The organism is Pseudomonas sp. P129 (assembly GCF_020312195.1).
GTDB classification, from domain to species: Bacteria; Pseudomonadota; Gammaproteobacteria; order Pseudomonadales; family Pseudomonadaceae; genus Aquipseudomonas; species Aquipseudomonas fragariae.
This window is the reverse complement of sequence record NZ_JAGPYS010000002.1, coordinates 297,364-305,023: the sequence shown is the minus strand read 5'-3', so window position 1 is coordinate 305,023 and position 7,660 is coordinate 297,364. Positions and strand designations below refer to the sequence as shown.

Below are 7,660 nucleotides of genomic sequence, written 5' to 3'. Positions count from 1 at the left end.
CTCAAAGCACCTGTTTGCGAAATCAATTGGCTCGTCTCCGGTCGATGGACGGCGCGGCATGGCGCTGGACGACTGCCAGTCGGCGGGAGGATTAAAAACATTGAAAAAAAAATAGAGCATCCACCTGGGGATGTCTGTCATGGGAAGCTGGGACAACTGCGCGCGGTGGTCTTCCGGGTTGGTTGATCAGTGATTCGGGACGGCGCCGCGCCGCGCCGGTATAGAGGCCTGGACCGATTCGATTGACCTATGGAGCGGGGCGCTGAAGGGAAGGTTGGTGATTGCTGCGCCAGTGTGCCGCTTTGAAGGTGAGTCGGTCGCCGCCGCGCTCAAGGTCGCAGAGCAGAGTAAAGCTGGGGGCCTAAGCCCCCTTTCCATTCGGCGAGGTATCGAATGCCTGTCAGGCGACAGCGGGCTGAAGAACTTCTTCGAGGAAGCTGAAGGCGGTTTGTTTCGATTGCTGGCTGGAGGCAAAGAACGCCAGGTGGCTGCCATTGCGCTCTACGTGCAGCGTGGCGTCCTTGATCGACGCGGCGATATGCCGTGAGCCGCCGATGTGCGTAGTCGAGTCGGCATCGCCAGCCACTACCAGGGTTGGCGCGGTGATGCGCGTCAGTCGTGGTGCCAGCTCGGTCTTGTTCAGCGCGTCATTCAAACGCGCATAGCGATAGAACAACTCGGGATTGACGTAGGGGTAAAGCACTACGTGGGCAATGGACTCAGGGGTGGTGGCCAGCGTTGCCTGATCGAGGAACATCGCTTGCAGGTCGGCAGCCTCGTCTCGATCCTGAGCAGCGCTTTCCATCAGCCACTCGAAGTTTTGCTGATGAGCGGTGCGCAGGTCATTGTCGCCCAGGTTGTAATCCCCATGCCACAGGCTCAGGGAGTTGACCCGCTCGGCGTGGGCAGCAGCGGCGCTCAGGGCGATGACCGCGCCGCCGCAGATGCCCATCAGATGTGCGGTCGATAACCCGAAGTGATTCATTACGCTGATCATGTCGGCAACCTGGGCATCGGTGTCCACCGCGATCTGGTCGAACGCCTCGCAGGCACCGAACAGCCCTCGGGTTTCCCAGGTCACGACAAAAAAGCGCTCGCTCAAGGCGTCGAACCAGTCGCGGCAGAGATCGAACGGAATGCCGCAGGGCAATGCCAGAACCACAGGAGGCCGTTCGCGGTTGGCACTGGCATGCACCAGCAACGGAGCATGGTCGCGGGTGGTCAGGTGTAATGTCTCGATGTGCGGCACTGCACCGCTGAATTCGAAATGCTTGAGCAGTCGATTGAAGGCGGTGACGTCTCCAGCATCGTCGAAGTGCTCGTAGCTATAGTCGAGCGCTTCGCAGATTTTGCGGCTTATAAAGTATTCGAACGACGACAGTTGCGTCTCGCCACCGTGCAAGTACTGCAGGGTGCGCACACCAATGCGCGCAAACGCCGCATTGATCGCCCGCTCCGTGGCTCGCACGCTGGAGCACGCCGGCTCTGGCAGAGGGCCGTCGTCCCGGGCGAGAAAGCTCAGGCACACCGGATCGGGCAAATTGAGGGCAAGGTGCCTGAGCATCCTCACCGTCTCGCACAGACGCATCGCTGCATCGGAGGAAATAGTCATGGATCTTCACTCTTTGTCGGGCGCTTTTTTCAGGCACATTGCGCGAGGCTACTGTCGTATGACGTGTGCGGGTCAGACCGCTTCGAATTTCTTGCCGCGTGTAGTGTGGGTCACAAGCCGGTTGTATTCCGGTGTTTCGTCACCGATCACTTGCACCGCGCCGTATTTCTCCAGACTGATGCGACCGCCGTACTCTTCGATATGATCCGAATCCGGGTAGACATGGACGAACGAGGGTACATAGCGTGACGCGAAGCCCATGCGCATTTCCTGTGATTCGCCACTGTGCGGATAGGACGCGTGCATCAGCGTCGACCAGAAAATAATGAACTGCCCGGCTTTCATCTGCATGGGCACAGCAGAGGCCTCATCGGGTTTCCAGTCCTTATCGATCTGCAACTGGCGATAGTCATAGCCGAAGAAACCGCGACGCACGCCATCCTTGACCACCGAGTTGTTGGCATCGGGCTCATAGGTCATGCGCTTGGTTTCGTCGTAATTCATGCTGTTCTGGGTGCCGGGAATGAACTGCAGGCAACCATTGGCAATGTTCGCGTCGGTAAATGCGGTCCAGACAGTAATGGTGCCGCCGAACTCTTCGTTTTCCGGCCAGATGATCTGTGGCTTGCCGGAGGCATTGGCGAAGGTGTCGGCCTGGTGCCAGTCGGTGCCTTCATCGCCCGGATATTTGGGAAAGAACTCGGTACGCCAGCAGAGGACGTTCGGGCCGAGGATGCTTTCGACGCGATCGCAGATTTCCGGGCGACAGATGTGGCTGGCCAGGAAATCATCGTCCAGATGGCGATCATAGTTGGCGATGTTGGTGCCACCGGAAATGGCGTCCAGATCCTGGTAGGCGGCAGCGCTACGGTCGAGCAGGCGCAGACGGGTGCGCTTCCAGGTTTCTTTCATTTCTTCTGGCGAGTAAGCGTCAAACGGCCCGATAAAACCGTTTTTCTCGAACGAGGCACGCTGTTCCGCAGTTAAGGCGAATTTTTTGCTCATGAGCTTTTCCTTTTCGGTCAATGGGCTTGAACAAGGCTACGGGTGATGTGGTCGGCCAGGACTTTGGCCGTTGCGCCATCCGCCAGGATCCCGGGGTCGAGGTTGATTTTGTAATGTGTCTTGAGCTTGCTCAGCGAGCGGATCAGTGCCAGTGAAGTGCCGCCGGAATCGAAGAAATCATCATTGACGCCGATGTTTTTCAGACCCAGGTCTTCGCTCCAGACCTTGAGCACGAAGTGCTCCTGCTCACTGAGGCCCTTGACGTCTGCCGCGCCTGAAGGCGCCGTGCCAGCGGCAGGCGAGGGCAGTTGTTGCTTGTCGATTTTGCCGTGATGAGTCACCGGCAGTTCTGCCAGCGGCACATACACCGAGGGACGCATGTACTCCGGCAAATTTTCGGCCATCAATGCGGCAACTTCGCTGCGAGCCTGTTCGGTCCAGGCGTCGACGCCCTGGCCTGGCACCACGTAAGCCACCAGGCGCAGGTCGCCATCACCGTAATCATGTACGCCGACATGGGCAGCGGCCACGCTCGGGCTGGTTTGCAGAGAGGCTTCGATCTCGCCGGGCTCGATGCGGAAACCGCTGATTTTCAATTGCTCGTCGCAGCGACCGGCATAACGGTATTCGCCATTACTCTCCAGGGTCATCAGGTCGCCAGTACGATAGGCGCGTACAGCACCGGGTAACTCGACGAAGCGCTCGACGTTGAGCGCCTCACGGTTCAGGTAGCCCTGAGCCACGCCCGCGCCTTCGATGTACAGCTCGCCGCTAGTGCCTGCCGCGACCGGCGCCTGGTTGGCGTCAAGCAGGTGCAGGCGCCAGCCGTGCAGCGGCTTGCCCAGCGACACCATGGCTGCTGTTTCCAGGTCCTGCGCCAACACTCGCTTGAAGGTGGTGTGAACGGTGGCCTCAGTGATGCCGTACATGTTGATCAGCGCGGGCTTCTGGTCACCGTGGCGCTCGACCCAGGGACGCAGCACGCTGGCGGGCAACGCTTCGCCACCGAACACCACGTAGCGCAGCGCCAGCGGCGCGGTGTTGCCACGATCGGCCTCATCAAGACCACGGAAAGCCGATGGCGTCTGGCTGAGCACGGTGATGCGCTGATCGGCGAGCCATTGACGCAGGGCGGCAGGAGAGCGCGAGACGTCATACGGGACAACGGCCACCTGGCCGCCGTGGGCGAGGGCACCCCAGATTTCCCAGACCGAGAAGTCGAAACCGATGGAGTGGAACATCGACCAGACATCCTGGGCGTTGAAGTCATAGGCGCGTTGGGTACTTTCCAGCAGGCGACTGACGTTGCCATGGGAAACCTGTACGCCCTTGGGCTCACCGGTGGAGCCAGAGGTGTAGATGATGTAGGCAGTGGAATTATTCGGGTCGATACGGGTGTCTTGAGCGGCCGGTTGCAGCGCCGGCGCGGACAGTAACTCGTCAAGTGCCAATACGCGCAGAGACGATATTTTCGGCAGGTTGGCGGCATCGCCGATGATCAGGCTCAGCTCGCTGTCGCGCACGATGTGCTCGACGCGTTTGCCAGGGTATTGCGGGTCGACCGGCACATAGGTGCCGCCGGCTTTGAGAATACCCAGCAGGCTGGTGACCAGATCGACGCTGCGCGGCAGGTACATGCCCACACGCGTGCCGTAGGTCACGCCTTCATCGCGTAAACGTGCAGCCAGCTTTGTCGACAGCGCGTCGAGCTGTGCGTAGCTCAACGTCCGGGCTGCATCGCTCACCGCGGTGCGCTCAGGAAATTGACGCGCCCTGTCACTGAATATCTCGTGCAGGAAAGCACCGGGCTTGAGAGGGGCTGACGCGGCGCTAAGCGATTCGTCAGTGTTCGTAATCGGCATGACCAAAGCTCCTGTGTAATAACCAGATGCAGCGCTCAAATCCGCTGCAATCGAGACATCCCTGCGGCCTGACGAATCCGTCAATGGGCCGGCATGATCCGCAGTTGGCGCATTTCAGCACCGACTACCGGGCTGCGTCTGTCGAGGGAAATGGGGACAAAGCCTGCCGATTCAGATCAGTACGCATCGACACTCTTCGCGACCGATGTCCCGGATTGCGGTGACAGACGCCTTAGGCCATCAGTGTTTTTATTCTTGCGCGGTGCCGGAGCGTGCTGGTCTGGCGCCCTACAAAAGTGGATGTGAAGGGCTGAGGTCCAGGAGTTTGTTCATGAGTCTTCAAGCTAACACTGCGCCCGTTTTCGCTGATGAACAGCAAACGGATGCGCCAACCTGGCCCGACAGGGCCGCTGACCCGTCGGTACGGTTGTCCTTGCTGGCTACCGGTAACAGTTTGCCTGTGGTGATCGAGCCAACGGCTGACGGGCTGGACCCGGTGCAGTGGGCCAGCGCCCGGCGCGAAGCGATCGAGACGCTGCTGTGCCGTCACGGCGCGGTCTTGTTTCGGGGATTTGATCTGCCTTCGGTCGCGGCCTTCGAAGGCTTTGCCGAGGCGCTTTCGCCTGGCTTGCACGGCACTTACGGCGACCTTCCGAAGAAGGAAGGCGGGCGCAATGTCTATCGCTCAACGCCGTATCCCGAGCGCGAGATGATCCTCTATCACAACGAGAGTTCGCACCTGGAAAGCTGGCCACGCAAGCAATGGTTCTTCTGCGAGCAGCCATCGCGGGTGGGTGGGGCAACGCCGCTGGCGGATATCCGTCAAGTGCTCGCGTACCTGCCGAAAGAGGTGGTCGAGCGCTTCGAGAGCAAAGGTCTGCTTTACAGCCGCACCTTCACCGCCGGTGTCGAGCCGAGCTGGGAATCGTTCTTCGGTACGTCCGAACGCAGCGTTATTGAACAGCGTTGCCGCGAGCAAGGTACGGACTTCGAATGGCTTGACGGCGACACCCTGCAGCTGCGCACCCAGTGCCCGGCGGTGATCACCCATCCATTCACGGGCGAGCGTTGTTTCTTCAACCAGGTGCAATTGCATCACCCATATTGCATGGGCGAGGAACTGCGTGAGGACCTGCTCGACATGTTCGGCCCCGACCGCCTGCCGCGGTTGGTCAGCTATGGCGACGGCTCAGCCATCGAGGACCCGGTAATGGCCTTGATCGGTGAAGCCTACGAGGCTTGCGCTGTGCGTTTCGCATGGCGCAAGGGCGATGTGGTGATGCTTGACAACATGCTTGCCGCCCACGCCCGTGATCCTTATGAAGAACCCCGGCTGATCGTTGTCGCCATGGGCGAAATGACCGCTCGGGGCGACGTTTGGCAACCGGCCTGAATGATCGACATCCCGTTATCAAGCCAGGACTTTCAACCACCGGCGCCCGCGCTGGCTAATGCATTCAAGGGCAGCAGCTAATGAAAACCAAGCAAGAGAAGAAGGCCAGACCAGGCTCGATCATGCGTCTGTTATGGAGCAGCCATCCCTGGCTGACGTTCTTTACGCTGCTGACAGGGCTCATCAGCGGCGTTGCGTCCATTGCCGTGGTCAATGTGATCAACCAGGCGATTCACGAGGAGACCTTTCAGCGTCAGTCGCTGTTCTGGTTTGTCGGCCTGAGCGTGGTGGCGCTCCTGTTCCGCAACGGTGCGTCGCTGTTTCCGGCTTACGCCAGCATGCGCATCATGACCCGTCTGCGCATTGCCCTGTGCCGCAAGATCCTCGGCACGCCGCTTGAGGAAGTCGACCGCCGCGGTGCGCCGAATGTGCTGACCCTGCTGACCAGCGATATTCCGCAACTCAACGCCACGCTGTTGATCATGCCGACGATCCTGGTGGAGTCGGCGGTGTTCCTGTTCGGTATTGCCTACCTGGCCTACCTGTCCTGGGTGGTGTTTGCGATAACCATCTCGCTGATGATCCTGGGCGTTGCAATGTACCTGCTGTTTTTCATGGGTGGCATGAAGTTCACCCACAAGGTGCGCGACGAATTCACGGCCTTCAACGAATACACACACGCGCTTGTGTTCGGCCTCAAGGAACTGAAACTCAACGGTATTCGCCGCCGCTGGTTCAGCCGCTCGGCGATCCAGGAGTCTTCGGTTCGGGTCGCGAAGTACAACTACATCGAACGGCTCTGGTTTACTGCCGCCGAAAACGTTGGCCAGTTGACCCTGTCGTTGCTGGTCGGCTGCCTGCTGTTCGCTGCGCCGATGTTCGCTGTTATCGACGCCAAGACCATGAGCGCCAGTGTGCTGGCGGTGCTGTACATCATGGGCCCGCTGGTGATGCTGGTCAGCGCCATGCCGATGCTGGCCCAGGGACGTATTGCCTGCACGCGACTGGCGGATTTCGGATTCTCCATCAACGAACCGCATCCGGAGCCGGAAACCAGCGATGCAGACAATGTGCTGCTTCTCGATCACAAGAAGTCCTGGGGCAGTATCCAGCTCAAGAACGTACACATGAACTACAAGGACCCGCAGAGCAGTTCCGGTTTTGCCCTGGGACCTATCGACCTGACGATCCACTCCGGTGAGCTGGTCTACATCGTCGGCGGCAACGGTTGTGGCAAAAGCACCCTGGCCAAAGTGTTCTGCGGCCTGTACATCCCGCAAGAGGGTCAGCTACTGCTCGACGGTGCGGCGGTCACGGACGACTCGCGCGGCGACTATCGCGACCTGTTCTCGGCGGTGTTCTCTGACTTCCATCTGTTCAACCGATTGATAGGTCCTGACGAGAAAGAACATCCCAGCACCGATCAGGCGCAGACATACCTCTCGACTCTGGGCCTGGAAGACAAGGTCAAGATCGAGGGACTTGGTTACTCGACCACCACGGCCTTGTCATACGGCCAGCAGAAACGCCTGGCACTGGTGTGCGCCTACCTGGAGGACCGTCCGATTTACCTGCTGGACGAGTGGGCCGCCGACCAGGACCCGCCGTTCAAGCGCTTCTTTTACGAGGAACTGCTGCCGGACCTCAAGCGCCGCGGCAAGACGATCCTGATCATTACTCACGACGATCAGTACTTCCAGCTGGCCGACCGCATCATCAAGTTGGCGGACGGTTGCATCGTCTCCGACGTGAAGTGCGCGGTTGAGGGCAAGCGCGCCTGATCTGAAG

At 59.8% G+C, this 7,660-nt stretch carries 5 protein-coding genes; 2 read left to right on the top strand and 3 right to left on the bottom strand.

Features of this window, described 5'->3' with window-relative positions; translation table 11 throughout:
* Positions 1–400: 400 nt before the first annotated feature.
* The 3 genes from syrC to syrB1 form a co-directional block, all read right to left on the bottom strand.
* Positions 401–1,612, bottom strand: coding sequence for a syringomycin E biosynthesis aminoacyltransferase SyrC (gene syrC / locus KBY02_RS06810; protein ID WP_032655798.1), 1,212 nt, complete (start codon positions 1,610–1,612; stop codon positions 401–403).
* A gap of 72 nt (positions 1,613–1,684) precedes the next feature.
* A complete protein-coding gene (syrB2, locus tag KBY02_RS06805; RefSeq protein ID WP_011267819.1) occupies positions 1,685–2,617 on the bottom strand; it encodes a syringomycin E biosynthesis L-threonyl-[L-threonyl-carrier protein] 4-chlorinase SyrB2 in 933 nt (310 codons plus the stop codon).
* Between the two features lie 17 nt (positions 2,618–2,634).
* Positions 2,635–4,479: a syringomycin E biosynthesis L-threonine--[L-threonyl-carrier protein] ligase SyrB1 gene (gene syrB1, locus KBY02_RS06800; protein WP_054091199.1), complete on the bottom strand. Its 1,845-nt coding sequence runs from the start codon at positions 4,477–4,479 to the stop codon at positions 2,635–2,637.
* 331 nt (positions 4,480–4,810) lie between these two features.
* Here syrB1 and KBY02_RS06795 point away from each other — a divergent pair, with 331 nt between their 5' ends.
* Both KBY02_RS06795 and syrD read left to right on the top strand, forming a co-directional pair.
* Complete coding sequence (locus KBY02_RS06795) at positions 4,811–5,872, top strand: TauD/TfdA family dioxygenase (protein WP_058823026.1); 1,062 nt, start codon at positions 4,811–4,813, stop codon at positions 5,870–5,872.
* A gap of 80 nt (positions 5,873–5,952) precedes the next feature.
* Positions 5,953–7,653 (top strand): cyclic peptide syringomycin export ABC transporter SyrD, encoded by a 1,701-nt coding sequence (gene syrD, locus KBY02_RS06790; protein ID WP_003408051.1) that lies wholly within the window; start codon positions 5,953–5,955, stop codon positions 7,651–7,653.
* The last annotated feature ends 7 nt before the right edge of the window (positions 7,654–7,660 follow it).

Excerpts from the sequence above, each read along its gene's own strand:
- syrB2 (WP_011267819.1), bottom strand. The coding sequence starts at position 2,617 with ATGAGCAAAAAATTCGCCTTAACTGCGGAACAGCGTGCCTCGTTCGAG.
- KBY02_RS06795 (WP_058823026.1), top strand. The coding sequence starts at position 4,811 with ATGAGTCTTCAAGCTAACACTGCGCCCGTTTTCGCTGATGAACAGCAA.
- syrC (WP_032655798.1), bottom strand. The coding sequence starts at position 1,612 with ATGACTATTTCCTCCGATGCAGCGATGCGTCTGTGCGAGACGGTGAGG.
- syrB1 (WP_054091199.1), bottom strand. The coding sequence starts at position 4,479 with ATGCCGATTACGAACACTGACGAATCGCTTAGCGCCGCGTCAGCCCCT.
- syrD (WP_003408051.1), top strand. The coding sequence starts at position 5,953 with ATGAAAACCAAGCAAGAGAAGAAGGCCAGACCAGGCTCGATCATGCGT.